General features: G+C 38.0%; 22 protein-coding genes. 17 read left to right on the top strand and 5 right to left on the bottom strand.

Translation table 11 applies throughout. The features are described 5' to 3' along the window. Positions 1 to 176: 176 nt before the first annotated feature. Positions 177 to 1,673 carry a serine hydrolase domain-containing protein gene (locus AC2CGN_RS22805; protein ID WP_484516426.1) on the bottom strand — a complete coding sequence of 499 codons (1,497 nt, stop codon included), beginning with the start codon at positions 1,671 to 1,673 and terminating at the stop codon, positions 177 to 179. Between the two features lie 351 nt (positions 1,674 to 2,024). Here AC2CGN_RS22805 and AC2CGN_RS22800 point away from each other — a divergent pair, with 351 nt between their 5' ends. Continuing rightward, positions 2,025 to 2,933 (top strand): stalk domain-containing protein, encoded by a 909-nt coding sequence (locus tag AC2CGN_RS22800; RefSeq protein WP_484516424.1) that lies wholly within the window; start codon positions 2,025 to 2,027, stop codon positions 2,931 to 2,933. Positions 2,934 to 3,937: 1,004 nt separating this feature from the next. Here the strand turns inward: AC2CGN_RS22800 and AC2CGN_RS22795 are convergent. Next, positions 3,938 to 4,345 (bottom strand): hypothetical protein, encoded by a 408-nt coding sequence (locus tag AC2CGN_RS22795; RefSeq protein WP_429983002.1) that lies wholly within the window; start codon positions 4,343 to 4,345, stop codon positions 3,938 to 3,940. A 164-nt stretch (positions 4,346 to 4,509) separates the two neighbouring features. Between AC2CGN_RS22795 and AC2CGN_RS22790 the strand changes: the two genes are divergently transcribed. From AC2CGN_RS22790 to AC2CGN_RS22720, 15 genes are all read left to right on the top strand, one after another. Next, positions 4,510 to 6,015, top strand: a complete 1,506-nt coding sequence (locus AC2CGN_RS22790) for a coproporphyrinogen III oxidase (protein WP_484516422.1) — start codon at positions 4,510 to 4,512, stop codon at positions 6,013 to 6,015. A 99-nt stretch (positions 6,016 to 6,114) separates the two neighbouring features. After that, positions 6,115 to 7,257, top strand: coding sequence for a glycerate kinase (locus AC2CGN_RS22785; protein ID WP_484516420.1), 1,143 nt, complete (start codon positions 6,115 to 6,117; stop codon positions 7,255 to 7,257). 75 nt (positions 7,258 to 7,332) lie between these two features. Then, complete coding sequence (locus AC2CGN_RS22780) at positions 7,333 to 8,511, top strand: MBL fold metallo-hydrolase (protein WP_484516418.1); 1,179 nt, start codon at positions 7,333 to 7,335, stop codon at positions 8,509 to 8,511. Continuing rightward, positions 8,498 to 8,746 (top strand): DUF3006 domain-containing protein, encoded by a 249-nt coding sequence (locus AC2CGN_RS22775; protein WP_427550014.1) that lies wholly within the window; start codon positions 8,498 to 8,500, stop codon positions 8,744 to 8,746. Before AC2CGN_RS22780 ends, AC2CGN_RS22775 begins: the two co-directional genes overlap by 14 nt. Positions 8,747 to 8,876: 130 nt before the next feature. Then, positions 8,877 to 9,665, top strand: a complete 789-nt coding sequence (locus AC2CGN_RS22770) for an HAD family hydrolase (protein ID WP_429986101.1) — start codon at positions 8,877 to 8,879, stop codon at positions 9,663 to 9,665. Between the two features lie 219 nt (positions 9,666 to 9,884). Next, positions 9,885 to 11,669 (top strand): XylR N-terminal domain-containing protein, encoded by a 1,785-nt coding sequence (locus AC2CGN_RS22765; RefSeq protein WP_484516415.1) that lies wholly within the window; start codon positions 9,885 to 9,887, stop codon positions 11,667 to 11,669. 170 nt (positions 11,670 to 11,839) lie between these two features. Further along, positions 11,840 to 13,378, top strand: a complete 1,539-nt coding sequence (locus AC2CGN_RS22760; RefSeq protein WP_283869538.1) for a 4-hydroxyphenylacetate 3-hydroxylase N-terminal domain-containing protein — start codon at positions 11,840 to 11,842, stop codon at positions 13,376 to 13,378. A gap of 24 nt (positions 13,379 to 13,402) precedes the next feature. Beyond that, a complete protein-coding gene (locus AC2CGN_RS22755) occupies positions 13,403 to 14,368 on the top strand; it encodes a catechol 2,3-dioxygenase (RefSeq protein WP_369593749.1) in 966 nt (321 codons plus the stop codon). 294 nt (positions 14,369 to 14,662) lie between these two features. Beyond that, the gene (locus AC2CGN_RS22750) at positions 14,663 to 15,142 is read left to right on the top strand and encodes a flavin reductase family protein (protein ID WP_286926955.1); all 480 of its coding nucleotides are present in this window, start codon (positions 14,663 to 14,665) and stop codon (positions 15,140 to 15,142) included. 12 nt (positions 15,143 to 15,154) lie between these two features. Continuing rightward, positions 15,155 to 15,943: a 2-keto-4-pentenoate hydratase gene (locus tag AC2CGN_RS22745; RefSeq protein WP_429986097.1), complete on the top strand. Its 789-nt coding sequence runs from the start codon at positions 15,155 to 15,157 to the stop codon at positions 15,941 to 15,943. 2 nt (positions 15,944 to 15,945) lie between these two features. After that, positions 15,946 to 16,830 (top strand): acetaldehyde dehydrogenase (acetylating), encoded by an 885-nt coding sequence (locus AC2CGN_RS22740; protein ID WP_286926958.1) that lies wholly within the window; start codon positions 15,946 to 15,948, stop codon positions 16,828 to 16,830. Between the two features lie 15 nt (positions 16,831 to 16,845). Next, on the top strand, positions 16,846 to 17,859 hold the full coding sequence (gene dmpG / locus AC2CGN_RS22735; protein ID WP_484516412.1) for a 4-hydroxy-2-oxovalerate aldolase: 1,014 nt from the start codon (positions 16,846 to 16,848) through the stop codon (positions 17,857 to 17,859). 17 nt (positions 17,860 to 17,876) lie between these two features. After that, the gene (locus AC2CGN_RS22730) at positions 17,877 to 18,668 is read left to right on the top strand and encodes a 2-keto-4-pentenoate hydratase (RefSeq protein ID WP_429986094.1); all 792 of its coding nucleotides are present in this window, start codon (positions 17,877 to 17,879) and stop codon (positions 18,666 to 18,668) included. Between the two features lie 17 nt (positions 18,669 to 18,685). After that, positions 18,686 to 18,880: a 2-hydroxymuconate tautomerase family protein gene (locus AC2CGN_RS22725; protein WP_283869531.1), complete on the top strand. Its 195-nt coding sequence runs from the start codon at positions 18,686 to 18,688 to the stop codon at positions 18,878 to 18,880. Positions 18,881 to 18,896: 16 nt separating this feature from the next. Then, the gene (locus AC2CGN_RS22720) at positions 18,897 to 20,372 is read left to right on the top strand and encodes an aldehyde dehydrogenase (RefSeq protein ID WP_484516409.1); all 1,476 of its coding nucleotides are present in this window, start codon (positions 18,897 to 18,899) and stop codon (positions 20,370 to 20,372) included. A 146-nt stretch (positions 20,373 to 20,518) separates the two neighbouring features. Here AC2CGN_RS22720 and AC2CGN_RS22715 read toward each other — a convergent pair whose 3' ends face one another. From AC2CGN_RS22715 to serA, 3 genes are all read right to left on the bottom strand, one after another. Continuing rightward, the gene (locus AC2CGN_RS22715; RefSeq protein ID WP_484516408.1) at positions 20,519 to 21,451 is read right to left on the bottom strand and encodes a hypothetical protein; all 933 of its coding nucleotides are present in this window, start codon (positions 21,449 to 21,451) and stop codon (positions 20,519 to 20,521) included. Next, entirely contained in the window at positions 21,438 to 21,932 is a 495-nt protein-coding gene (locus AC2CGN_RS22710) for an RNA polymerase sigma factor (RefSeq protein ID WP_429988060.1), read from the bottom strand. Before AC2CGN_RS22710 ends, AC2CGN_RS22715 begins: the two co-directional genes overlap by 14 nt. A gap of 283 nt (positions 21,933 to 22,215) precedes the next feature. After that, entirely contained in the window at positions 22,216 to 23,823 is a 1,608-nt protein-coding gene (gene serA, locus AC2CGN_RS22705; RefSeq protein WP_484516407.1) for a phosphoglycerate dehydrogenase, read from the bottom strand. Positions 23,824 to 24,704: 881 nt separating this feature from the next. Between serA and AC2CGN_RS22700 the strand changes: the two genes are divergently transcribed. Next, positions 24,705 to 26,357: an FAD-binding dehydrogenase gene (locus AC2CGN_RS22700; RefSeq protein ID WP_484516472.1), complete on the top strand. Its 1,653-nt coding sequence runs from the start codon at positions 24,705 to 24,707 to the stop codon at positions 26,355 to 26,357. The last annotated feature ends 153 nt before the right edge of the window (positions 26,358 to 26,510 follow it).

Here is a 26,510-nt window from a genome sequence, read left to right as displayed (position 1 = left end):
ATATGGAGGAACCACCTTCCTTTGATTGAAAAAATTCCTTCATCTAAAATGAGTATAAAGGTATTTAATTCTGATAAGAGCCTCGCTACAAATCATATTGTAGAAGGCTCTTTAAGGCTGTTTAATTTCTAACTATCTAAACGACTTGTTAACAAGATAGTTTAATGAGGTTTTTTTCATTTAAATAAATTTAATTCAACCTTTTGAATTATTAGGATTTTCAAGAATAAAACTAAAGATAATAATGTATACATTATACTTAATATCATCAATCCTGATGTGACATCTGGTTCTTTTTGAAAGTCGAATAACGAAGGAACTCCCACGTAATAAGGAAATAAAACATAGATATAATACATTACTCCGAAGTACAATGCTAGCAATGAAATGATCATACAAAATTTACTAAAACTTGGTTTCACAAATGTTACTGTATGTCTTCCTTTTGCTAAATTATAGAATGTTGTTCCTACTAAATAGATTAAAATAGTACAAATGAAGATTGTAATACTAAGAATTATTTTAGCGGCAGATTTCACCTTTGGAAAATCCTCACCTAATAAAGGTTTAGGAGTTCCTCCTTCCACTATTCTAAATAAATTAAAACCAGAATGGAATGTTATATCTTGTTTCGAATTTGATAGGAGAACAAGTCCAAATGATTTATCAGAATTTAAAACCATCGTTGAAGTGAAGCCAGGTAATCCACCCTCCATATACATATTTTGCGGATATATATACCAATTGTACCCAATACCATAATTATTAGCTTGGAATACTTCGTTAATACTGTTTGAACGAATCAGATTACCCATAGGAGTTACCCCCTCGTTTAGTAGACACATCATAAACTTTGCTAAATCTGTGACATTTGAGGATAACCCTGCCGAGCTAGAGGTAGCATAAACTAACTCTTCCTTATAAGGTTTAATTTTACCCCAGTGATAACGATGTCCAATTGCTGTATTGGAAAGATGTTGATCATCAAATGTAAAATACCCTGTTCTGTTCATTCCGAGAGGTTTAAAAATATTTTCATCCATATATTTTGTAAAAGGAACATTTGAAACTTCCTCAATAATTATTTGCAGCAAATCTGTATTCATATTGGTGTATTCAAATGTTTCACCGGGTTTCGCAACTAACATAACATTACGTAGTTTATCACTAATTTGAATTTTAATTTCCCATCGATCTACACTTTTCACTTCATGAACATTGAGGCGACTAGGCAAACCACTTGAATGATTAAGTAAATGCTTAATAGTAATCTGATTTGACATTAAATCATCACTTGTTTTAAACCAAGGAAGATAATTAACAACAGGATCTTCTATACGTAAAAGTCCTTTCTCCTGAAGCTGCATAATAGCTATTGTGGTAAACACTTTAGAAAGCGATCCTAAGTTAAAGTTTGTATTTTCGTCAATCTGCTGTGTATCTTCTCGGATATCTAATGTTCCAAAACCTTTAGAATAAATAATCCCATTAAAATCAACAAGTGCAAAAGCCATTCCCGGAATATCATGTGTTTTCATGTTGTTCTCAATTTCAACTTCAATTTGTTTTATTTTCTGGTCCCTATCACTTATTGTTGCCGAAAATTTATCTGTAGACGTGAATGGTAAAATACAAAGAATGCAAATAATTAAAACAATAATTTTTTTAATCATACTCCCCCCTATTCTTTACTATCAAACTGCTTTACTACAAACGAAGTTGATTTTGCTATAATCACATTTTTCAACTATTATATTTTTAAATTATAGTAACTAAAATCGCAAGAAGAAATACTATATGACTATTTACGAGGAAATAGTAGGCAAGATTCAACCCGTAGAATACAGCAAAGGCATCACGAATAATAAATATTGTTAACCGCATTTCCTAGTCCATCATACCCTTTATATTTTATGCTTTTTACAATTTAGGTCCTGTTAAATCAAATGATGGTTTTTTTAAATGAAACTTTTACCATTTAAAATCGACTACTACTATGTATCTAAATAATAAGGAGAGATTTTATGAACATGAAAAAGTTTGCACCTGTAGCAATGATAGCATTATTATTTGGAAGTGTAGTAGTTCCAGTCGCTTTAGCCAATGAAAAGCCTACAGAAGCACCGCAAATTCAAATTGATCCTGTACACATTTTCAACAATACACATGGGATAGTTGAGAAAGTCCATACTGGTGAAAAAATTACATATTACACGGTAAAAGCTGGCGAACAAACGAATGTTTTAGAAATTACAAATGAAACACCTGTTTTCGATAATACAGGGAAGAAAGTGGATCTTAAAGAGGGAGATAAAATAGTTGCCTATACATTTGCAAACAAGCCTCAAAAATTAATCTATCCACCACAATTCAATCCTGATGTTGTCATTGTTGAAACAGAGGAAGTTGGATTTGTTGAGGTTGATTATTTCTTTGAAGACTTAAAAAATACTTATGATATTTTAAAATTAAATATTGGAGAAAAGACGGAGCTTTTCAATTCACAGGGAGAGAAAGTTGCAGCTAAGGATTTAGCAGAGAAGCATTTAGTGGTTTTCTATACAGCTTCTACAAAAAGCATCCCAGCTCAGACCACACCTTCGAAAGTAATCATTCTTGAAAACAAATTTGCTAATACAGCAGAAAATACTGTTGAAGCAGAGATTACAGCCATTATTGAGGCAGATTCATATGAAGTAGAAGGAACGAAGATGGTTCCTTTGCGCCTGATTGCTGAAAAACGCGGTTTTACGGTAGAGTCAACGGGTAAAGGGGCAATTATAACAAAAGGTAATTTATCTTTCACAATTACGCGCGGTGAAAAAATGTTTGGTGTGAACAAAGCCTTACATCCACTTCATGTAGCACCTGCATTACTAGAAGCGAATAAAACATATGTACCAATAGAGTTTGTTGAGGAATTCCTAAAATAATATGTTTCAAAGTAAAACAGTAAGCTAGAGGAGGTATTCTAGCTTACTGTCATAGTGTTGAAAAAAACTAAATGGTCAAGGGACTCTTTGTGAATATTTAGTCAAAATGAAGGTGATTTCCGTTCCAGGCTACTCGCTTTGTTGCTGTCGCTTCGCTTTCGCACAGAGCAAAGCTTCCTGTGGGCGAGCGACGAGCCGCTTCCTGCGCTGGAGGAACGAAGGCTAAGTGCGTCACGTCCTGTGACAACGCCTTCGTGACCAACCTCGTGTTGGCCTCAGTTTCTCATCTGTCTCGCTATCCCACGGGAGTCGAGTAGCCTTGCACTCCAATCTGCAATAGTGAAGAACTTTAAATATTTTCTTCCCTCAAAAGTAAAGTAAAAGCATGTTACATACCATCATTAAATTGAAAGAATAGTGGTACAATTCTATAACTGCCAACCTACATTTTATTTTTATGCATAAAACAAATTTCTACCTTTACATAAAGTTACTTATGGCTGTCGCGCTGCTTTCGCATAGAAAAATGTTATCAAAGCTCCATTTTGAGCAAAATAGTGATGGTTAAGACTTCAATTTATCACTATACATTTATGTGAAATACCAATGAATGAGCAATGGTTGATTGGAGTGTAGACTGAGTAACTCCTCGGGGATTCAGCGTCACAGATGAGACCATGGAGCGAGCACATTAGGGGAACAAAGGCTAAAATCGTCACGTCCTGTGACAACGCCTTCGTGACCAACCTCCTGCTGCTGACGCTTCGCTTACGCGCAAAAAACATCTGTTGCCCCAAGTGGCTCATCGGACGCTCCCCAGGAAGCTCTGCTCTGCGCGAAAGCGAAGCGTCAGCGGCAAATGTTTTCTGTAGTGAAAGCAAAGCGACAGCTACAAAGCACTCAGGCGGAACGGAGATTAACCCGTCGTTTTGAAAGGGATATACTTTTTAATTTGTCACCTTGATTTCATTGACATAATAGTATTTCAACAACATGCCAGTAAGCTAGAGGAGGTATTCTAGCTTACTGTTTTTGCTTTTAGGAGTATTTAAGATAAATGTCGGATACTTCTTTGCAAAGATTTGAACACTTCGCTTGAAATGAAAAGTTTGCATAAAATTTCTCGCTAGTATTAATTCATCTGAATACAGTAAAGCATGTCGAAAATGTTGCTGGATAAATTTTCGTGCCTGTTCATAGTGCTTGTTGATAGAGATAGCACCGTAAATCTCTTCTTGATCCATAATATAAATAAGATCACAAGGAACTTTATGCAAGCGATATTTTAATAAAATAGTAATGTAAATGGTCTTTTCATCACATCGTTCTAAATTAAAGTGATGAAATAATATTTCTAGCTGGTGAATAAAGCTTGGAGCGGAAGAAAAATAATTATTTTTTATAAGAACCATTATCAACACCACCTTTATTAAAAATTATAAAGTGAATAACTTACATTGTCTATTATTAGACGGAATATTCTGTTATTTAAAACTTCTATTTGTAACTTTGCTTAACCTAATAAAAATTTGTTACACTATGGATGCCGTAATTTTGAAAGAAGAGAGCGAAGAAAATGAAAATTATTCACATAGATCAAAATTATCCAGAGGATTGGATTCGCGTATTAAACCATATAGCAAATTTATTTTTTGAGGATTCCAAACTAAAAGCAAAGTCTGATGGAGCCGACATGTCCGTATCCTTCGAGCATCATGTTGCTGAGGATTGTTCTATATCTACAAAAGCAGTATTAGAGGTAGAGGGAAAGCAATTTACAAATGAATATCATATTCAATATGATACACAGGCTGAGGGACGTGAGCTAAATATCCGTATTAAACGTGCTCTGTCTCATGTATTTTTAGATGTGCTTGAACAATATACAGGGATGCAACAGCAATGGGGTATTTTAACAGGTGTCCGTCCGACTAAGCTCTATCATAAATTTAGAAAAGAAGGTAAGACAGAGAAAGAAATTGCTGACATACTTATTCGTGATTTCCGGTTGTCTGCACAAAAGGTAGCACTCTTAAAAGATATTGTTGAACGACAATTAGTGACGATTCCTGATATCGATAACATTGGAAAGGAAATAAGTGTTTATATCGGAATTCCTTTCTGTCCCACAAAATGTGCCTATTGTACGTTCCCCGCATATGCGATTGGAAGTAACCGAAAGCATGGCCGTGTCACTACATTTTTAGAGGGGCTACATATTGAATTAAGAGAAATGGGTAAATGGCTGAAGGACAACGATATGAAAATCACATCTATTTATTGGGGTGGTGGCACGCCAACATCTATTGAGGCACATGAAATGGATGCATTGTATCAGACGATGTACGATTCTTTTCCACATCCTGAAACAATCCGCGAAGTGACAGTTGAGGCGGGTAGACCAGATACGATTACTACAGAAAAACTAGAAGTGTTAAAAAAATGGGGGATTGACCGCATAAGTGTTAATCCACAATCTTATACAGATGAAACGTTAAAGGCAATTGGTCGCCATCATACGGTTCAGGAAACAGTTGATAAGTTTTGGCTTGCGCGTGAATCAGGAATGAACAATATTAATATGGATCTGATTATCGGCTTACCAAATGAAGGTATCGAGGAATTCCAGCATTCTTTAGAGGAATCTGCTAAGATGCAACCAGAGTCATTGACTGTTCATACACTATCATTTAAACGTGCATCAGAGATGACTCGTAATAAGGATAAATACAAAGTAGCGGATCGCGATACTGTTGCAGAAATGATGCAGATGGCACAAAATTGGACAAAGGAAAATGACTATGTTCCGTACTATTTATATCGACAAAAAAATATTTTAGGTAATTTAGAAAATGTCGGCTATAGTAAAGCTGGTGAGGAAAGCATCTATAATATTGTGATCATGGAAGAGGTACAGACAATTTTAGGAATCGGCTGTGGCGCTTCTTCTAAATTTGTTCATCCTGAAACAGGGAAAATTACGCAGTTCCATAATCCAAAAGATCCTGCTGCCTATATCATGACATTTGAGGATGCTATAGGTAAAAAAATTGAGTTTTTAGATGAATTATATAAAGCATAAGGTAGAGGCAATCTGAGTTGTTCAGGTTGCCTTTTTCAAGCTCACAAGAGTGTTTGCTCTGAAGTATAATCATGTTAAAAATAAAAGAGGAGGGATAAAATGAAAGTCATTATTAGTCCAGATTCGTTTAAGGGAACCCTGTCAGCCCTCGAGGTAGCAAATGCAATGCAGGCAGGAATCATGGAGGTGGACCAATCAATTCATACTGTGATGTTACCAGTTGCAGACGGTGGAGAAGGCACATTGGAATCGCTTATTATGGCTACTGATGGTCAGTATTTTTCGGCGCAGGTGCTTGATCCTTTAGGGAGAGAAATAGTGGCGAAATATGGTGTACTTGGTGATAATGTTACATGTGTTATTGAAATGGCTCAGGCATCTGGCATAGTGTTACTTCAGGATAATGAAAAAAATCCTCAACGGGCATCAACATATGGAACGGGTCAATTAATAAAAGCTGCTCTAGATCAAGGATTTAGGAAGTTTATTATTGGCATTGGCGGTAGTGCTACAAATGATGCTGGTATTGGCATGTTAAAGGCACTAGGACTGCAATTTAGAAAAGAGGATGGCTCATTAATTGATGATGGAGTGTCAGCTTTATTAGAGCTGGCCATTATTGATAGTAGTTGTCTAGATTCACGATTAGCTGAAGCACAATTTACTATTGCATGTGATGTGGATAACCCCTTTATTGGAGAGCAGGGGGCAACTGCTATATTTGGACCTCAAAAAGGCGTAAAAGAGCATCAAATTGCTTATTTTGATAACTGTTTAAAGCAGTTTGCGGACATTGTTGAAGAGCAATATGGCATTCGATTACATGATTTCAAAGGGGCAGGTGCGGCAGGTGGCGTGGGTGGTGCATTCATAGCCTTTTTAAATAGTAGCTTCTCAGCAGGTATTGATATTGTAATGGAAGCCATTCAATTAAAACAACATATAGAAGGGGCTCAATTCGTTATAACAGGGGAAGGGAAATCAGATCGCCAAACATTACATGGAAAAGCACCGTTAGGAATAGCGAAGGCAGCCAGATTAGTCAATGCTCAGGCAATCTTATTGTCAGGGAATATTGATGATATTGATAAACCAGCATTGTATACTTATTTTACTGTTGTTGAGTCTTTAGTAGATAATAAGGTTAGTGTTCAACAGGCAGTGCAAGAGCCTTATGAATGTATTCGTTTGAAAACCAAAAAAATATTTGAGAATCTCTTACAAAAGAGTAGTTCATCATAGAAGATTTTAGAAAATAGTGGGCAGTTCCAAGCTACTCTTTTTTGTATAATAGAAAAATAGAAAGGGAGTAAGAAGATGAAAAAATTAATAATAGTACTTCTTTGTATTTTTTTATTAGCGGGCTGTACAGAGGTTTTAAAGACAGAAAAAGTACCAGTAACTGCTGGACAAGAAATGCGTGTTCATTTCCTTGATGTAGGGCAGGGAGATTCTATTTTTATTGAGTCAGCAAATGGTAAGACAATGCTTGTGGATGGAGGTGTTAAGGGTGCAGGCCAGCAGGTGGTTTCGTATTTAAAAGAGCTAGGTGTAAATAAGCTAGATATAGTTGTAGCAACACATCCAGATGCTGACCATATTGGGGGCTTAATTCCTGTGTTACAATCATCAATTGATATTGGTCAATTTTATGATTCTGGAAAGGTACATACATCACAAACCTTTGAAGAAATGCTGACACTAATTGATACGAAGAATATTCCCTATCATGTTCCAACAACAGGAGAAAATATAGCGTTTGATGATGATCTTACTGTAAAGGTCTTAAATGCTAATGAGCATGCAACGGATAATAATGATGCATCGATTGTGTTAAAAATGGTATATGGCAATGTTTCGTTTTTATTAACAGGAGATGCGGGGATAGCATTAGAAAAAGACATGCTGCAAAATGATGTACAGGCAACAGTCTTAAAGGCAGGTCATCATGGCTCAAATACGAGTAGCTCGGAGAAATTTATTCAAGCAGTGCATCCAGAAGTAACCGTCTTAAGCTATGGGGAAGGAAATAAATATGGGCATCCTCATGCTGAAGTCGTTGAGCGTTTGCAAGCTGTTGGGAGTAAGATTTATGCTACCGCAGAAGCTGGAACGGTTATCGTATCTACAGATGGGGTAAACTATGATGTGCAGTCAAAAGAATGGTCAGGAGCCAATATCTCAACACCTCCAAATGCCGCAAGTGTAGAGATTATTAGTAAGGATTTAATAGATGAAATTGTTGGTATTAAAAATAATGGTAGTGAAGCAGTATCGTTGAAGGATTGGCAGCTTATTTCAATAGAAGGGAATCAAGTATTCAAATTTCCAAATGTGACATTACAGCCAGGTAAGATTATTTATGTGACAAGTGGAACAAATGCGCGAGATGGTCAAAATTATTTAAAGTGGACGAAGAAACAAATTTGGCTAAATGATGGAGATGCTGCACAATTAAAGAATGCGAAAGGGGAACTTGTTAGTGAGCTCGACTAAATATACCTTAGACCGTATTGAAGATGGCTATGCAGTTTTCTTGAAGTACCCAGAGGAAGAGGAACAACTAATCATATTACAGTCCGCCATGAATAAGCCAGTACAGGTGGGCGATCGTGTGTTAATTGAAGAAATAAACGACATTTATCATATTGAAATTTTACTAGAAGAAACAGAGCAAAAAAAAGCTGAGGTAAAGAGCTTAATGGAACGCCTGCGTAATAAAAATAAATAGTACGTGACAGGCTGTGCGTAGGGTACGCATAGCTTGTTGATTTTAGAAGGAATGTACATAAAATGCCATCCTAAATATTTTGAAAATATGCTAAAATAAGCAGTATTAAAGGAAGCTAGGAGCTGACACAATGTCAATTAATACAATTATTTTTGATTTAGATGATACACTGCTGTGGGATAAAAAATCGGTTAAAACAGCATTTGAAAAAACATGTCAATATGCAGCAACTATACATAAAGTAGATCCATCAGAGCTGGAGGAAGCAGTACGAAAGGAAGCTCGTACGCTTTATGAGGGCTATGAAACATACGACTATACAGTGTTAATTGGTATTAACCCATTTGAAGGTCTATGGGGAACATTTGATGATCCAACAGATTCCTTCCAAAAAATGAAGGGAATTGTACCAGAGTATCGTACTGCTTCATGGACAAAGGGCTTAGCAGCGTTAGGGATTGATGATGCGCAATTAGGAGAAGAGCTTGGTGAGCGATTTGTGGTTGAACGTAAGGTATCGCCATTTTTATACGAGGATACATTTACTGTGCTGGATGAGCTAAAAGGAAAATATCAGCTCATTTTATTAACCAATGGTGCTCCAAGCCTACAGAACTTAAAGCTGACAATTACACCAGAAATAGCGCCATATTTTGACCATATTATTATTTCTGGAGACTTTGGCAAAGGAAAGCCAGATGCCGCCATTTTCGAGCATGTTATGGAGAAGGCAGGTATTACAGCTGATGATGCCATTATGGTGGGCGACAATTTAAATACTGATATTTTAGGCTCATCACGTGTTGGGATGCGGAATGTATGGATTAATCGTGAAAACAATGTTCCAAGTGCTACTGTAACACCAACTTATGAGGTAGATTCTTTAACTGCACTTTTAGAACTTGTGAATAAGCTATAAATCAAAAATGTACTGATTCATCAAAGGATCAGTACATTTTTTTGCAGCCTATCAATGCAAACTCAAACTTTACCGGAATTCCATTCCAATAAATTGAATTATCAAAAAAATAAATTTATACTAAATAAAAGTAAACACTTTCAATCTAGTGATTTCGATTTGGAGAAATGTACAAGCCTTTTTCGTTGTAAAGACTGCATGTTTATGGGGGTGTATATAGTGAAAGCAAATCGTTTAGTGTTTGAGAATGCCATTGATATTAATCCACGTTCGGGCATTATAAAGTTCAATGGGAATCGAATGATCTTAAAATCAGCTGAGGCACTTGGTTTTTTTAGGCGTGATATTATTCAAACGTTGAATATGGAGCGAGCAAAGGGCTTTTTATTACGCTATGGATGGGCATGCGGCTATAGTGCTGGTGACTCTATTGAGAAAATGTACAATTGGAAAGAGTTAAAAGAGTTAATAAAAGCTGGCGCTGCAATCCATACTTTAGAGGGTGTTGTCAGTGTAGAAATTGATGTACTGGAAATAAGCGATGATAAATTTGAAATGGAAGGCAAATGGTTCCATTCTTACGAGGCGGAGGAGCATGTCCGCCATTTTGGCTTTAGTGAAGAAAGTGTATGTTGGACATTAATCGGTTATGTAGCAGGCTTTCTAGCAAAAACTTATTCAAGAGAAGTCGTTGTTTTTGAGGAAAAATGTCGTGGTAAATGTGATGACTATTGTAAATTTGTTGTTCGGACTAAGGAGCATGCAACAGCAGAGCAATTAGATTTATTACGATATTTTCAAGAAACATCCTTAGCTGATGAATTAGACGCTACTTATAATGAGTTAAAATCATTGAATAATTCTATCCTGCATTCTGACACCATCCACAAACAAATGACACATGCAATGCTAGAGGGCTATACGTTAAATCAACTCTTACATCTTTTAAGTGATGCATTGCAATGTAGTGTAGCAATAGAGCGTAGATATTTAATGAAGCCAATTGGCTATTATTTTATGCAGAAGGATGATGAGCACCTCTATCTAGAAGGAAAACTTAGGAAAAAGGAGTTTCGACATGAATATGAAATTATGACGATGAAAAAACAATTGGGGACTTTAGTGATTCTTAGTCATAATGACTTAACGAGAGAACAGGAAATGATTATTGAACGCGCTGTGACGGTATTCTCAATTTATTTATATACACAGATGCAAATTGCCCAGTCCCAATGGCAAAAAAAGTCCGATTTTTTAGATGAAGTCATGAGTAGACAATCTTCCACAGAGGCACTCATTAAAAAGGCTCGCAGCATTTTCTATTTTGATCCGAGTAAAAACAATCGTGTAATTGTCATCACATCTGAGTATGAGGAACCAGAAATTTTGCATAGCTTTTTAATGACAGAGTATTTAAATATTGAGTGTTTCATTAAAAATCAAGAAATTTTACTTATTCTAGAGGATTGTGAAAAGGATATTAGATATATGTCGGACTTTGTTAGCATTTTAACGAAACGATTAAAAGAACGATTTAAGCAATCTATATTCCAAATTGGTGTAGGGAAAAATGCTGATAGGTTAGAGGAAATTGGAAGCAGCCACAATGAGGCTAGACTGATTTGTCAATTTCTACAATATGCAGCACCTGGAAAGACACAATCTGCTATTTACGAAAACTTTCAGCATATTATGCTATTTTTAAAGACGACAAATCCAAAGGAGCTTCTGCATTTCTATGAAGAGGTGCTAGGTCCGCTAATAAAATATGATGAGCAAAATAATGCAACACTTGCCCATACGTTAGAGGTTTTTTTAAACAATAGCGGTAATGTCAATAAAACAGCAAAGGCTTTGAGTCTTTCAATTCCAGGTTTTCGTTATAGAATGGAAAAAATTGAATCTTTATTACAAGAAGATTTACGTACAGGAGATGGGCGTTTTCGATGCCAATTAGCTTTAAAAATCTATTATGTACTGAAAGCATTAGAAAATAAAAAGTAGAGAAAGTCAGCGTATTTGCTGGCTTTTTTCTATTTTTTGCACATATTCCTTTCAAATTTGAAGGAAAAATGGCGGAATTCTATACTTTTTATTAATTATCTAAAAATTCCGAAAGAACTATATTTAAATAGACATGTCAAACAAGAAAAATAATTGTAGGGGGGAAGGGAATGGTCGTAAAACAAGGTACGAAGCCATTGACAGGGCAAGAATATTTAGAAAGTTTAAAGGATAGTCGAGAAATTTGGTTACATGGTGAACGTGTAAAGGATGTCACGACTCACCCAGCTTTTCGGAATTCGGCTCGATCGATTTCACGTTTATATAATGCCATGCATGACCCAAAATACAAAGATATTTTAACTTGTGAAACGGATACGGGTAGTGGAGGTTATACCCATAGTTATTTCCGTGCAGCACGAAGCGCGGATGATTTAATGAAAGGACGGGATGCTATTGTAGCTTGGGCCCGCCTTACATATGGGCAAATGGGGCGGACACCAGACTATAAAGCTTCCTTCCTTGCAACACTTGGTGGGAATCCTGAATACTATTCACCTTTTCAAGAAAATGCGAAGCGTTGGTACAAAGAGTCACAAGAACGAAATTGGTTCTTTAATCATGCAATTGTGAACCCACCTGTAGATCGGCACAAAGATGTTCATGAAGTGGGCGATGTTTTTATCCAAGTGGAGCGTGAAACAGACAAAGGCTTGATTATTAGTGGTTCGAAGATGGTAGCAACAGGATCAGCTATTACTAATTACAATTTTGTGGGTACGTATGGATTACCAATTAAAGATAAAAAATTCGCGGTTGTTTTTATTGCACCAATGGATGCTCCTGGTGTAAAGCTTATTAGTCGAGCATCGTATGAAATGACGTCTGCGATTATGGGTAGTCCATTTGATTATCCGCTAAGTAGTCGTTTTGATGAAAATGATGCAGTACTTGTATTTGAGCAAGCGCTTATTCCGTGGGAAAATATTTTAATTTATGAAGATATGCAAAAGACAACTTCGTTCTTTGTAGAAAGCGGTTTCATTAATCGCTTTACTTTCCAAGGTGTCACACGCTTAGCGGTGAAATTAGATTTTATTATTGGTGTATTGTTGAAGGCATTAAAGACTGCAGGCACTGACCAATTCCGTGGTGTTCAGGTTCATATTGGAGAAATTATTGCTTGGCGTCATATGTTCTGGTCATTAAGCGATGCGATGGCATTGAATCCCGAGAAAAAAGAAAACGGCATCGTTATTCCAAATTTAAATGGTGGACTTGCATATCGCGTATTTCTACAGGAAGGTTGGCCAAAGATTAAAGGCATTATTCAGCAGATTGTAGCAGGGAATTTAATTGTTCAGCCATCTAGTGCAAGAGATTTTTTAAACGAGGAATTCCGTCCGACATTAAATAAGCTCTACCGTGGTTCTAATGGTATTGAAGCACTTGAAAAAATTAAAACAATTAAGCTACTTTGGGATGCGATTGGTACTGAATTTGGTGGCCGTAGTGAATTATACGAACGAAATTATGCTGGAAATCATGAAGATATTCGATTACAAACATTGTTTGGTGCACAAGGCAGTGGTAAAGCAGATGAGTTTATCGCGTTTGCTGAGCAATGTATGGCAGATTACGATTTAACGGGGTGGACAGACCCTACGTGGGTTAATCCTGATGATGTAAATTATTTTACAAATAAATAATGAAAAAATTAGGGGGAATGTTTGATGTCAAATTTTGATGTAGCACAATTAGCGCATGTGGAGCTTTTTACACCAAAGCCAGAGGAATCTTTAAAGTTTTTCACAGATTATATGGGATTACAAATTACAGCGCGTGAAGGGCAATCGGTATATTTACGAGGCTATGAAGATTTTTATCATCACACATTGAAGCTTACAGAAGGGAAAGAAGCAGGTCTTGGACATTCTGCATGGCGTGCAAGTTCACCAGAAGCACTGGAGCGTCGCGTCGTAGCTTTAGAAAAAAGTGGTTATGGGAAAGGTTGGATTGATGGTGATTTAGGTCACGGTCGTGCCTACCAATTCGCCACACCAGATGGCCACAATCAAGAAATTTTGTGGGAAGTAGATTATTTTCAGCCAGCTGAAGATCAAAAAACATTGCTAAAAAGCCGTCCACAAAAACGTCCATTAATGGGTGTGCCAGCCCGACGTTTAGATCATATCAACTTAATGTGTAGGGATGTGGCTAAAAACCGTGAGTTTATGTCTGAGCATTTAGGCTTCAAGTTACGGGAACAAATTGTGTTGAACAATGATGAAGAAATCGGAGCATGGATGAGTGTTAGCCCGCTAGTACATGAGGTAGCGTTAATGAACGATCAAACTGGCAATAGCGGCCGCTTCCATCATATTGCATTTTGGTATGGCTATCCACAGCACCTAATGGATACAGCTGATATTTTTGTAGAAAATGGTATTCAAATTGAAGCTGGGCCTGGAAAGCATGGTGTGAGTCAAGCATATTTCATGTACGTGATGGAGCCTGGTGGCAACCGAGTTGAATTATTTGGCGATTCAGGCTATCTGATTTTCGATCCCGATTGGAAGCCGATAACGTGGCGCGAGAATGAGTTAGATGAAGCGATTATTTGGTACGGCTCTCCACTACCAAATGAATATTTCCTATATGGTACACCAGATCGAGCAGTAAAGGTTCCAGTGAAATAAACAATACTAGAGTTATCACAATGTGGGTTGATTTCCGCGGAGCAACAGATTTTTTTGTGGAAAGCACAGTGTAACATAGCGGCAGCGACACGATGTTGGTCATGAAGGCGGTATCACAGGACTTAGCCTAAGTTCAATCTATCTCTAATCCTAAGAGAGTCGCTCAGTCACCATATCATCGCTAACTTTGATAATAAATAAGCTTGTATTGTATCTGTAAAAAAGTCCAAACAGCTGTCTTAAATACTATTTCAGAGTATTTAAGACAGTACTAAATCATGAGGAGGTTATGTAATGGAGGATCGTCTATTTAGAAATGCGATGGGGAAATTTGCAACAGGTGTTACTGTGATTACAACAAATGTTAATGGCAAAATACATGGCATGACTGCAAATGCGTTCATGTCTATTTCACTTAATCCGAAATTAGTTGTCATCTCTATTGGGGAAAAAGCTTCTATGCTAAAGCATATCCAACAAAGTGGAACATTTACTGTCAATTTTTTATCTGCCCAGCAGCAAGAGCTGTCAATGCTATTTGCTGGACAAATCAAAGAAGAGCGTCATGTAACATTTGGTGATTTACAAGGTGCTCCAACAATTGAAGGGGCTATTGCACAAGTGAGCTGTGAGGTGGCAAGCACGTATATAGAAGGTGATCATACATTATTTATCGGACGAGTAAAAAATATTCATCTAGAAGATGGGGAGCCATTGCTATTCTTTAATGGACGATATGGTGCACTATCATCGGAAACACCGGTGCAAATCTAGGAGGTAGAGGCTATGGATAGACAATTATTTGCAGAGAAATTACAGGAAGCTCAGGTATTGAAGCAACCTATCGCCCCCTTAACTTCTACTATTCCAGATATAACTGTAGATGATGCTTATGCTATTCAATTACTTCAAATTGCTTCAAAGCAACAGGAGGGGAAGCATATTGTTGGTAAGAAAATCGGCTTGACGAGTAAGGTGATGCAGCAGCAATTTAATGTGTCGGAGCCAGATTATGGTCATATTTTATCGAATATGGTGGAGGTTGATGGTGCAACAATTTCTCTCAATCATTTCATTCAACCAAAACTGGAATTTGAGATTGCTTTTGTTTTAAAGAAGGACTTATATGGACCAAATATTACAGTGGAGGATGTTATTGAGGCAACGGATTACATCGTCCCTGCACTAGAAGTAATTGATAGTCGAATAGCTGATTGGAAAATTCGATTTGAAGATACGGTTGCAGATAATGGTTCCTCCGCCATGGTGATTATTGGTGGGAGGCCAACAAAATTGCTAGATGTAGACTTACCACATATTGGTATGAATGTTTATCGAAACGGCGAGTTGTTTGATAGCGCCGCCGCTGCCGCTGTAATGGGTGATCCATTGCGTGCAGTTGCATGGTTAGCTAATAAGCTTAGTAAATATCATATCGGTTTGCAGGCAGGTGAATTTGTGTTAGCAGGCGCTTTGACAGCCGCAGTTACCATTGAGGACGGAGATACGTTTGTTGCAGAGTTTGCTCATTTAGGTGCTGTGTCCGCTACGTTTAGGCTGAAGGGGGAGAAATGAAGATGGTAAAACTAAAAGTGGCGATTTTAGGCTCTGGTAATATTGGAACCGATTTAATGTACAAAATCGAGCGTAGTGATTACCTATCAATGAGTGTCATGGTAGGAATTGACCCTGCTTCTGAGGGAATTCAACGTGCTAAGGCTCGTGGCTATCATACAATCACCAATGGAATAGAAGGCTTAGTGGCCAGTCCAGAGCTCTTTGATATTGTGTTTGATGCGACAACGGCAAAGGCACATTTGATGCATAGTGAGAAAGTACTTGCTCTTGGTAAACAGATTGTTGATTTAACGCCAGCAGCTATTGGTCCGTTTGTTGTACCATGCGCTAATTTGAAAAAATTCGTAATGGCCGACAATGTCAATATGGTAACATGCGGTGGGCAAGCGACTATTCCAATTGTCTATGCGATTAACCAAGTAGCTGATGTTGAATATGCGGAAATTGTTGCTACCGTAGCAAGCAAAAGCGCTGGACCTGGTACTCGGGCAAATATTGATGAGTTTACACGGACCACAGCAAAGGCAATAGAGGACGTGGGTGGAGCGAAAAAGGGTAAGGCCATTATTATTCTGAATCCAGCTGATCCGCCGATTATAATGCGCGATACCGTGCATGTTTTGGTAAATGAGCGTAATAGGGAGCAAGACATTTTAAAAGCAATTGAAGATATCGTGCAAGCTGTTCAACAATATGTACCAGGCTATCGACTGACAAGTGCTCCTATTTTTAATGGTCAACAAGTATCCATCTTTTTAGAGGTAGAGGGAGCAGGAGATTTCTTCCCAACCTACTCGGGAAACCTCGATATTATGACGGCCGCAGCAGTACAAGTAGGAAATGAGATCGCTAAACAGCAACATGAAACAGTGAAATCGAATTAAACGGAGGTGAGTGAAATGAAAAAAATAACAGTTTTAGATGTGACATTGCGTGATGGCAGTCATTCTATGCGTCATGCATTTACAGAGCAGCAGGTGAGAGAGGTTGCGCGTGGTTTAAGAAAGGCAAAGGTGAACTATTTTGAGGTGTCACATGGAGATGGACTAGGGGGCTCCTCATTACAGTATGGATTTTCCAAAGTAGATGAACTGAGGTTAATCGAAGCAGCGCGAGAAGAATGTGGGGAATCAGCTATTTCGGTGCTAATTTTACCGGGCATTGGTGTAAAGGAAGATTTAAAAAATGCAGTGAAGGCTGGTGCTAAAATGGCTCGCGTTGCAACCCATGTAACCGAGGCTGATGTGGCTGGTCAACACATTTACTTAAGTCGAGAGCTAGGATTGAAAACAGTTGGATTTTTAATGATGGCACATATGGCTCCAACATCTGTAATCGTTGAGCAGGCAAAATTATTTGAGAGTTACGGTGCTGAGATCATTTATGTAACAGATTCAGCAGGTGCTTTGCTTCCGCATGAGGTCAAGGAACGAGTAGGTGCACTAAAGTCGCATGTTTCTTGTGAAATCGGTTTCCATGCACATAATAATTTATCACTGGCTCTAGCAAATACTCTAGCCGCTGTTGAAGCAGGAGCTACATATGTGGACGGAAGCTTACGCTGTTTAGGTGCTGGTAGTGGTAACACACAAACGGAAGTGATGGTCGCTGTTTTTGATCGACTGGGCTATGAAACTGGTATTGATTTATATAATGTAATCGATGTTGCAAATGAAGTGGTTGCACCATTTATGCCCCAACCTCAAGAAATAACTGGCTCTAGTTTAATAATGGGCTATGCAGGTGTTTACTCTAGCTTTTTATTATTTACGCAGGAAGCGGCGAAAAAATATAACGTAGATGAGCGTGAAATTTTAGTAGAACTTGGCAAAATGAAGGCAGTAGGTGGGCAAGAGGATTTAATTGCAGAAATTGCTCGTGAGATAGCCAATCATAAGCAGACAGTAAACTAGAAGCGGAGGAACGCGCGATGATGAAAACCGATACGTTAGATCAAATTGCGTATGCGTTGTATAAAGCAGAGAGAGAGAGGACAGAAGTTACGAAGTTTGTTGATCAATATCCAGAGCTGACGGTGGAAACCGCCTATAATATTCAAGATAAATTAATCGAACTAAAGTGTACGTATGAGGAAACAACCATTTCGGGGCTAAAGCTAGGGTTAACGAGTAAGGCAAAACAACAAATGATGGGTGTTCACGAACCTTCCTATGGAGTGCTATTAGCGAATATGGCGTTAAATGCAAAGCAGCCGATTTCATTAAAGTCTTTCATTCACCCGAAAATTGAACCTGAGATAGCCTTTGTATTTAGGCAGGATTTAGGTGGCCCAATTGTAACCGTTGCACAAGTGTTAGAAGCAACTGATTATGTTGCTCCTGCAATGGAGATTATCGATAGTCGTTATTTAAATTTCAATTTTACATTACCGGATGTGATTGCTGATAACTCATCTTCCTCGCGTTACATAGTGAGTTCGCAAAAATATGCGGTGAACGAAGTGGATCTTGTGAATATGGGCTGTATTTTCACACAAAATGATGAGATTTTTGCGACAAGCACAGCAGGTTCAGTAATGGGGCATCCAGCACGAGCCATTGCATGGATGGCCAATAAATTAATCGCTCGGGGACAACATATTCGAGCAGGAGATATTGTGCTAAGTGGTGCATTAACAGGCTCTGCAACAATGCAAGCAGGGGATAACTTTACTGTAAGCTTTGACGGTATGGAGTCATTAACAGTTCAAGTAGAACGATAGCAAAGGAGGCAGGTGTAATGCCATTTATTCAAATCACATTCATTGATGGACGGACACCAGAGCAAAAAGAACGGTTAATTGCAGAAGTAAGCAAAACCGTTTCATCTGTATTAGAGGCACCACTTGAAACAGTTCGTGTGTGCTTAAATGAAATCCCAAGTACACATTGGGGAATTGCAGGAAAGTCTATCCAACGTCGTCAAAATGAATAATAAGGAGTGGTCAACGATGGAGAATACACAAACGAAATTGAAAGAAGTTAAACTATTTATAAATGGAGAATATGTAGAATCTTCTTCTCAAACATTATTCGAGGTGAAAAATCCTGCGACCCAGGAAATTATTGCAAAAGTTCATGAAGCAAGCTTTGAAGATGTGGATCGGGCATGTGAAGCTGCACGGCAAGCTTTTGAAGAAGGTCCATGGCGTACAATGCCTGTATCCGAGCGTTTGGCAAAAGTTCGCCGGATGGCAGAAATTATTCTAGAACGCAAAGAGGAGTTAGCACGCCTTGAAGCATTGGATGTAGGTAAGCCTTATCAAGTGGCATTAGAACGTGAAATACCTCGTGCTGCGGAAAATTTGAAGTTTTTTGCTGATTTTATGGAACAGCAAGGCGGTGAAGTATATCCCATGGACGATGCTTATTTAAATTATACGCGCTATGAACCAGTTGGGGTTGCAGCATTGATAACTCCTTGGAATTTACCGTTTATGCTAACAACGTGGAAGCTTGGTCCATGCTTAGCTTCAGGAAATACAGCGGTCATAAAACCAGCAGAAATTACACCATTAACTGTATCGTTACTTGGGGAGATTGCACAACAAGCGGGTATTCCAGACGGTGTCGTAAACGTTGTCCACGGCTTTGGCGTACAATCAGCTGGAGAATTTATGACAACACATCCTGAAGTTGATTTAATTTCCTTCACGGGGGAAACAACGACGGGGAAAGCAATCATGAAAAACGGTGCTGATTCATTGAAAAAGGTTTCCTTTGAGTTAGGGGGAAAGGCAGCCAATATTATTTTTGAAGATGCCAATTTAGAAAAAGCCATCCCCATATCGATTCAAGCCGCATTCATGAATTCCGGTCAAGTTTGTTTAGCAGGATCGCGGATTTTAGTACAAAGAGGGATTTTAGATGAATTCCTTACACGTTTTAAAGAAGCGGCTGCAGCATTAGTTGTTGGTGATCCTCAAGATTCTAAAACGAATATGGGACCAGTTGTAAGTGAAACACACTATAACAAGGTAACAAGCTATTTAAGTATAGCTGAATATGAAAATTCTACGCTTATTTATGGTGGTAAACGTCCTGAATTACCAGCTCATTTAAGTACGGGTTATTATTTACAGCCCACAATTTATTTACAGGAAAATCCGCAAGCTCGCATTTGCCAAGAGGAGATTTTTGGTCCTGTCGTTACAATTATCCCTTTCGATACAGAGGAAGAGGCACTTGCAATAGCTAATGGAACAGAGTACGGTTTAAATGCAGTTGTTTGGACCGAAAATTTACAGCGTGCCCACCGTATTTCACATGATGTACGTGCAGGTACAATTTGGGTAAATTGCTGGTTTGTGCGCGACTTACGAGCTCCTTTTGGAGGCTTTAAAAAGAGTGGCATAGGACGTGAAGGCGGCCACCATAGCTTAGAATTTTTCACAGAAGCAAAAAATATATGTATTGCGTTGAAATGAGGATAATCAGTGGAGGACGAATTGGCCCTCCACTGATTAAAATGCATTTTATCGAAAAAATTTGATGGAGTATCGAAATAAATTGAGGTTTTATCGAAACTTTTTAGAGAAATATCGAAACAACCCAAACTTTATCGAAACTTTCACTAAAAGTGTACATTAAATGCAAGATACAGCCATGTCAAGGCAGTTGCAATACATAGTTGAACCACAGCACTGGCTATTAGGTATCCTCGCGGTTCACCTGCTTTTTTACGATAGTATATTTGCATAATAGAGTAGAGCGTAAATAAGCTGTATATAATCGTAGCGTGTATGGAATGCATCAGTAAATAGATAGCAAATAAAATACCTGCACACAAGACAAGCATAATGGCATTTGCGATGGCATGTTCAACTGTAGCAGCAAAAAAGCGTCGTTCGGTATGAGGCATTCTTTTTTTTGCAAGCCATAGTATTAAAAATGAAACAAATAAAAAGAGTTTTGACACGATTAATTTGTAAGGACGCTGATAATCGTGGGAATTGATTATCATGTCAAAATGCCTGTCGAATTGAATGGCACGCTTAGTTTGGACATTAAAAAGGGTATCGTTGTTTAGTACCTTCCATTTCTCTAGAGATCCATCTGAATAGACAATCAATAAGTCTTGAGGCTTAAAATAACCATTTGCTTCCCACTGTTGAGCTGTTACAGAAACTGTAGGCGCCTGTTCCATATGTTCTTCTAGCTGAGATAATAGTTGTTTATTAGCATAGCATTGCTGAGGTATATAGAAGCATGATGCTTTTGCGATAAATGTTTTTTTATTTTCATTAGTATGAACATAGACTTTAGCAATTGTTTTACTCGAATCCGATGTGAGTGGTAAGTTGGACGTTCCTTGTATGAATGTCAACATTAATATAGAAAGAACTGTAGTAAATAGTAGAGACACTACAGGAATCTGCCAAGCCTTTTTAGTTGGTTGTTTTTCTATCCTATTAGGTGTAGTAATATGATGTAGTATTTTTTCCTGCTGCTGCTTTGTTAGGTTTAGGTCACGTAAATGTTGCCAGGATTTTTCATAGCTCTTCATCAAATTCACCTCCAAGCTGCTTTTTTAATGCAACAAGTGCACGTTTTAAAGTGTTTTTTACTTTTCCTTCATTCCAGCCTAAGACATCACAGGTCTCCTGAATGGTTAAGCCCTCAATCTTTCGTAAAATAATCACGTCTCGATAAGTAAGCTTCAGTCTACTAATGGCAAGATAAAGCGTCTGTGCATCTTCCTGCTGGGTTATCCATTGATGTGGAGAGGTAGGGTCATGCTCCTCATGATCATTTAAAAAAGGGACAAATTGAATAAGCCTTTTGCGGCGGTAATAATCGTAGGCTAGATTTCGTGCAGTACGCCTAAGCCAAGCAAGTTCAGCACCTTCTTTAATTGTTTGCTGGTATTTGAAAAAGCGCATAAATGTCTCCTGTGTGAAATCCTCCGCTAATTTTTCATCATTGAGTAAGTAATATAAGTATTTAAAAATGGTTTGATTATGTAGGTAAAATTGTTCTTCAAACATCCAGCCTCTGCACCTCCTTTTCTTTAAAGACGGATGACTTAGCAAAAAGTATCGTTTCAATTAAAAAAACGCCTTGCCGAAAAAGGCTAAGGACTACGAAAAGATACCTTCTTCTTATTAAATCTAGAAATAGAATGTAGCATATGTTTGAAAATTTCCTGTGAGCAGATTACTGTACACAATCCATCTTAATCCCATCGCTTCATTTATAAAGTTTTTGAGTAAGTACATAAAAAAGGACCCAAGTATTTAACTCAGGCCCTTTACCATAAACTCTATTAAATTATAGACTTATCGCTCTTACTTCATCAATATTTTCTAATTGTGCGACGAATGTTAAATCTTCTTCTGTTACCACATTGTCGATTGTAAGCATCATGATAGCTGTTCCGCCAACCTGTGCACGGCCAACCTGCATTGTTGCGATGTTGATATCTTTTTCAGCTAGCTTTGTGGCTACACGACCAATTGCACCTGGTTTGTCTGTGTTTTTAATGTAAAGTAGGTGACCTTGTGGAATCACGTCAACAACATAGTCTTCTACTTTGACAATACGTGCACCTAGACCGTTTAATAATGTACCGGCAACAGTATGTGTTTCATTCGCTGTTTTAATTTCAATTGTAATTAAGCTAGTGAAGCCTTTAGCTGTCGTAGTCTTATGCTCATTAATTTTCATGCCAATACGCTCAGATAAGTAGCGAGCATTTACATCATTCACATGGTTACCATGATTTTTAGATAATAAGCCTTTTAATGCATTTGATGTTAATGGTCGCACATCATAGTTTGCTACCTCACCAGCATAAGATAAATTGATTTCCTTTACCGGCTCAGTTGTCACTTGAGATAAGAATGAGCCTAGTTTTTCCGCTAATTCAAAGAAAGGTTCAACTTGTGCAAGTAGCTCTTTTGGAATAGATGGCATATTCACTGGGTTCGTAACAGTGCCAGTTTTGTAGAATTTAATAATATCATTTGATACATCCACAGCTACAGATTCTTGAGCTTCAATTGTAGAAGCACCTAAGTGAGGTGTTGCGATTACTTGCGGTAAAGTTAGAAGCTTATGATCTGTTGCTGGCTCAGATACGAATACGTCAAGAGCAGCTCCTGCTACTTTACCTTCTACGATAGCATCATATAAATCATCTTCATTGATAATACCGCCGCGTGCACAGTTAATAATACGTACACCATCTTTCATCATAGCGAATTTCTCTTTGTTAATAAGATTACGTGTTTCTGGAAGAAGTGGTGTGTGTACTGTAATGAAATCTGCATGTTCACAAATTTCTTCAACAGTTGATTTTGTAACGCCTAATTCTTTTGCACGTTCATCTGTTAGGAATGGATCATATGCCATTACGTTCATACGTTGACCTTTAGCACGATATGCTACTTCCACACCGATACGACCGAAGCCTACTACACCTAAAGTTTTATTTTTAAGCTCAACCCCAACATATGATTTACGATCCCATTTTCCATTTTTTAATGTATTAAATGCTTGTGGAATATGACGTGCAAGGGAAGTCATCATGGCGATAGTGTGCTCAGCAGCAGAGTTTGTATTACCATCTGGAGCATTCACTACGATAATACCATGCTCTGTTGCTGCAGTAAGGTCAATATTGTCCACACCTACACCAGCACGTCCAATTAGCTTCAAGTTTTTAGCTGCTTCAATTACTTCGCGTGTTACTGTTGTTTGAGAACGCACTAATAGTACATCTACATCAGCAATTTTTGCCATTAATTCCTCTTGTGCTAAACCAGTATCAACAATGATATTAAGATCTAAATCTTGTTCTTGACGAAGTGGGAAAATACCATCTTCACTTAGTGGATCAGCGATAAATACATTAATTGTTTTTGTTGCAGTAGTCATTTGTAATTAGCTCCTTTTAATTAAAATTTAATAGTTTCTATATTCGATAGTTTGAAATTTGTAAAATTCGTACATCTTACAGCATGCAAACAATCTCCTTTCAAAATCCGTGACATCCGCCAGAAGGTTTATCTTTATTCATCCGTGCTACAAAACATTTGGCTTTTGTACAATAAAGATTTTCTGAATGAATATAAAAAAGCCTTTCACGCCTTACAAACACAATTATTGCGTTGTAAGGGGCGAAAGGCTGAATAAACATTGGTTCGCGGTACCACCCTTAATCACTGCTTGAAAGATTTCTTGCAGTCTTAGCTATATGCGTAACGTGCATGTGACGGATAAGCTTACTTTGAAATATTCTGCCTATCTATTCAGGAGTGGAACTATTATCGTAGAAATCACTGATTTACACCAACCATCAGCTCTCTTGAGATTTTCTTGCGACTAGCGTGTCTCCGTCGTTATATTTTTGTGTAATTAAATTTGATATCATCATAATCCCTATTGTTCACCTTTGTCAATAATATTTCTGAAAAAGTTAAAAAATAATGACTTCAAAAGTCTGAAAAATACCAAAAAACGAACTTTTAATTGTTTTTGTTGAATTATAGTTCGTCTTTTAGGGGAGGACAATGAAAGCGCTAACGAAATGTCTTAAGTCAAGTAAAATGGGCATTTGAGATAAAGTCGAGCTGAAAAATTATATGGCAATTTATTGGGAGATGATTGTTGAAGTGAGTGAAATTTTCAATATTTTCAAGAAGAAGACGAACGTTATTTTCTTGTCACACTTTAGTCAAAAATATAAAAAGTAGAAGGTAAACGAACTATTAGGGAAGAATGTAAGTAAAGGAATGACCGATTTTTGGGGGTGTAAAATGTTGTATGATGTTGCAATTGTCGGAGCAGGGTTAGCAGGTTTGGTCGCTGCGTGTGAATTAGTAGATGCCAAGAAAAAAGTATTGTTGGTAGACCAAGAGCCAGAAAATTCAATGGGGGGACAGGCTTATTGGTCTTTTGGTGGCATATTTTTAGTGAATTCTCCTGAGCAAAGACGACTTGGTATTAAAGATAGTAAAGAGCTAGCGTGGCAGGATTGGCAAGGGACTGCTGGCTTTGATCGCTTGGAAGACGAGGATTCATGGGCGTTTAAATGGGCAAAGGCCTATGTTGAATTCGCAGCAGGTGAAAAATATGAATGGCTAAAATCGTTAGGCATAAAGTTCTTTCCTGTAGTTGGTTGGGCTGAGCGAGGAGGCTCATTAGCTGGAGGTCATGGTAACTCGGTGCCTCGATTTCATATTGTATGGGGAACAGGACCTGGGATCGTCAAGCCTTTTGTAGATAAAGTAAATAAGGCAATAAAGGATGGTTTTATAGATTTTAAACCAAGACATCGTGTAGATGAATTTATTCAACATGAAGGAAAGATTTACGGAATAAGTGGGACAATTTTAGCTGAAAGTTATGCAAGCCGTGGTGAGAAAAGTTCAAGGATTGGAATAGGTGAGTTCAACTATGAAGCCAAGGCTGTAATTGTAGCTAGTGGTGGTATAGGAGCAAATTTTGATTTAGTAAGAAAAAATTGGCCACAACGACTGGGCACACCACCTAAAAATATGGTCTGTGGTGTACCTGCCTATGTAGATGGCAGAATGCTAGAGATTACAGAGCATGCGGGAGGGCGTATTGTGAATCGAGATCGTATGTGGCATTACACAGAGGGCTTAAGAAATTGGGACCCGATTTGGCCCAATCACGGAATTCGTATTTTACCTGGCCCGTCATCCTTATGGTTTGATGCAGAAGGAAATCGTTTTAGTGCACCCAATTTCCCAGGTTTTGATACATTGAGTACGCTAGAAGCCATTCAAAAAACAGGCTATGAGTACTCATGGTTTATTTTAACGGAAAAGATAATTGAAAAGGAGTTTGCTTTATCGGGCTCTGAACAAAATCCTGACTTAACCAATAAAAGCATAGGAGAAGTCCTTAAACGTATTTTACCAGGTCCGCCAGCTCCAATTCAGGCTTTTAAAGAACATGGGGAGGATTTTGTAATAGCGGATAACTTAAAGGAATTAGTGGATGGTATGAATAAATTAGCGGGTAACGAGCTTCTTAATTTTATGAAAATTAAAGAACAAATAATGGCAAGAGATCGGGAAATGGATAATAAATTTACAAAGGATTTGCAAGTTAATGCCATCCATGGAGCAAGGAATTACATTGGGGATAAATTAGTGCGCGTTGCCAAGCCACATAAGATATTAGATCCTCATAACTGGCCGTTGATTGCTGTACGTTTAAATATTTTAACGCGGAAAACGTTAGGGGGCCTACAGACAAATTTAGATGGCGCTGTGCTCGGGATAGATGGTCAGCCAGTACCAGGTTTATTTGCTGCTGGCGAAGTAAGTGGCTTTGGAGGCGGTGGTGTTCATGGTTACCGTGCTTTAGAGGGAACATTTATCGGAGGTTGCTTATTCAGTGGGCGACAGGTTGGGCGCTACTTAGCTAAAAGAGAATAAGAAATTGGAAGAAAGCCCGATTGTGATGAGAAATAGCTCGGGTTCAGGAAGAAAGTGCTCAGGTAAAGGGTAAAACTGAGGTTAGTATAAAAAGTGGACACGGAAAACTGAGAGTAGCTATGATAGAAATAACTATTTTAAAGGACGTGTACC

It is taken from the genome of Lysinibacillus sp. DFXJR4 (assembly GCF_057196045.1).
The sequence above is the reverse complement of the archived record's forward strand: the minus strand, read 5'-3'. Positions and strand labels throughout refer to the sequence as shown.